This is a genomic window from Rathayibacter sp. AY1E6 (assembly GCF_002931115.1).
Lineage (GTDB): Bacteria > Actinomycetota > Actinomycetes > Actinomycetales > Microbacteriaceae > Rathayibacter.
In genome coordinates this window covers 1,885-5,099 of the sequence record NZ_PSVK01000041.1, presented here as the reverse complement: position 1 = coordinate 5,099, position 3,215 = coordinate 1,885, and the positions used below count along the sequence as shown (strand labels likewise).

Below are 3,215 nucleotides of genomic sequence, written 5' to 3'. Positions count from 1 at the left end.
CCACTCCTACCAGCCTTTACAACGGTATGAGTGTAGTGATTATCAAGTTATCGGCTTATTAGTACCGGTCAGCTCCGACAGTCTTTAGTCCTGTCTTCCACATCCGGCCTATCAACCCAGTCGTCTGGCTGGGAGCCTCTCCCCCGAAGGGATGGAAATCTCATCTCGAAGCCGGCTTCCCGCTTAGATGCTTTCAGCGGTTATCCGTTCCGAACGTAGCTAATCAGCGGTGCTCCTGGCGGAACAACTGACACACCAGAGGTTCGTCCATCCCGGTCCTCTCGTACTAGGGATAGATCTTCTCAAATTTCCTGCGCGCGCAGCGGATAGGGACCGAACTGTCTCACGACGTTCTAAACCCAGCTCGCGTACCGCTTTAATGGGCGAACAGCCCAACCCTTGGGACCTACTCCAGCCCCAGGATGCGACGAGCCGACATCGAGGTGCCAAACCATGCCGTCGATATGGACTCTTGGGCAAGATCAGCCTGTTATCCCCGAGGTACCTTTTATCCGTTGAGCGACAGCGCTTCCACAAGCCACTGCCGGATCACTAGTCCCGACTTTCGTCCCTGCTCGACTTGTCAGTCTCACAGTCAAGCTCCCTTGTGCACTTACACTCGCCACCTGATTGCCAACCAGGTTGAGGGAACCTTTGGGCGCCTCCGTTACTCTTTGGGAGGCAACCGCCCCAGTTAAACTACCCATCAGGCACTGTCCCTGAACCCGATTAGGGTCCGAAGTTAGATATCCAGAGTGACCAGAGTGGTATTTCAACAATGACTCCACGAACACTAGCGTGCCCGCTTCAACGTCTCCCACCTATCCTACACAAGCCACACCGAACACCAATACCAAACTATAGTAAAGGTCACGGGGTCTTTCCGTCCTGCTGCGCGTAACGAGCATCTTTACTCGTAATGCAATTTCGCCGAGTTCGCGGTTGAGACAGCTGGGAAGTCGTTACGCCATTCGTGCAGGTCGGAACTTACCCGACAAGGAATTTCGCTACCTTAGGATGGTTATAGTTACCACCGCCGTTTACTGGGGCTTAAATTCTCAGCTTCGCCTTGCGGCTAACCGTTCCTCTTAACCTTCCAGCACCGGGCAGGCGTCAGTCCGTATACATCGTCTTGCGACTTAGCACGGACCTGTGTTTTTAGTAAACAGTCGCTTCCCACTGGTCTCTGCGGCCATCGAACGCTCCCGGAGCAAGTCCGTTCACGCCTCAGGCCCCCCTTCTCCCGAAGTTACGGGGGCATTTTGCCGAGTTCCTTAACCACGATTCTCTCGATCTCCTTAGTATTCTCTACCTGACCACCTGAGTCGGTTTGGGGTACGGGCAGCTAGAACCTCGCGTCGATGCTTTTCTTGGCAGCATAGGATCACCGATTTCGACTTGCGTCTACCCATCAGATCTCAGGCTATATGAACGACGGATTTGCCTATCGTTCGCCCTACATCCTTAGACCGGGACAACCATCGCCCGGCTCGGCTACCTTCCTGCGTCACACCTGTTAATACGCTAAACGCACCAGCACGGGGTCGTACGCTAGGCCCAACGCTTCACCCCGAAGGGATCCATCAAAGGGATTCAGATACTTAGCACTACTGGATTGTCTTGGGCGGTTCTTCGCCGGTACGGGAATATCAACCCGTTGTCCATCGACTACGCCTGTCGGCCTCGCCTTAGGTCCCGACTTACCCAGGGAAGATTAGCTTGACCCTGGAACCCTTGGTCTTCCGGAGGACGGGTTTCTCACCCGTCTTTCGCTACTCATGCCTGCATTCTCACTCGTGTGGCATCCACGGCTGGTTCACACCGCCGCTTCACTCGCCACACGACGCTCTCCTACCCATCAACACGGCTGGACCACGAAGGCCTACCACTAATGTCAATGCCACAACTTCGGTGGCGTGCTTGAGCCCCGTTACATTGTCGGCGCGGAATCACTTGACCAGTGAGCTATTACGCACTCTTTCAAGGGTGGCTGCTTCTAAGCCAACCTCCTGGTTGTCTGTGCAACTCCACATCCTTTCCCACTTAGCACGCGCTTAGGGACCTTAGTTGGTGGTCTGGGTTGTTTCCCTCTCGACTATGAAGCTTATCCCCCACAGTCTCACTGCTGCGCTCTCACTTACCGGCATTCGGAGTTTGGCTGACGTCAGTAAGCTTTTGGGCCCCATCGGCCATCCAGTAGCTCTACCTCCGGCAAGAAACACGCAACGCTGCACCTAAATGCATTTCGGAGAGAACCAGCTATCACGAAGTTTGATTGGCCTTTCACCCCTATCCACAGCTCATCCCCTCCATTTTCAACTGAAGTGGGTTCGGTCCTCCACGACGTCTTACCGTCGCTTCAACCTGGCCATGGATAGATCACTTCGCTTCGGGTCTAGACCCTGCGACTGAATCGCCCTATTCGGACTCGCTTTCGCTACGGCTGCCCCACACGGGTTAACCTCGCCACAGAGCACTAACTCGCAGGCTCATTCTTCAAAAGGCACGCCGTCACCCCTACAAGGAGGCTCCGACGGTTTGTAAGCAAACGGTTTCAGGTACTATTTCACTCCCCTCCCGGGGTACTTTTCACCTTTCCCTCACGGTACTTGTCCGCTATCGGTCATCTGGGAGTATTTAGGCTTATCAGGTGGTCCTGACAGATTCACACGGGATTTCTCGGGCCCCGTGCTACTTGGGATACTCTTCACGCCATAACACCATTTCGACTACGGGGCTCGCACCCGCTCTGGCCAGGCGTTCAAACCTGTTCGTCTATGATGCGCTGTAACGTTCACCGGCCGGCAGACCGGAACGAAAAGTCCCACAACCCCGGCCATGCAACCCCTGCCGGGTATCACACATGACTCGGTTTAGCCTCTTCCGCGTTCGCTCGCCACTACTGACGGAATCACTGTTGTTTTCTCTTCCTGTGGGTACTGAGATGTTTCACTTCCCCACGTTCCCTCTACCCGCCCTATATATTCAGGCGGGAGTCACCAGGTCACCACAAGGGGCCTGGCGGGGTTTCCCCATTCGGAAATCCTCGGATCACAGCTCGTTTATCAGCTCCCCGAGGCTTATCGCAGATTACGACGTCCTTCTTCGGCTCCAGATGCCAAGGCATTCACCGTTTGCTCTTATGAACTTGCTAATCACATGAGTTAAGAAACTACAACTCGAAAAGTTGCAGATCCAATGATTTGCATGACCGC

The 3,215-nt window shown here is 54.5% G+C and carries 1 rRNA gene; it reads right to left on the bottom strand.

From position 1 onward, the window contains the following. Nucleotides 1–38: 38 nt before the first annotated feature. Nucleotides 39–3,154, bottom strand: a 23S ribosomal RNA gene (locus C5C46_RS16405). Between the last annotated feature and the right edge of the window lie 61 nt (nt 3,155–3,215).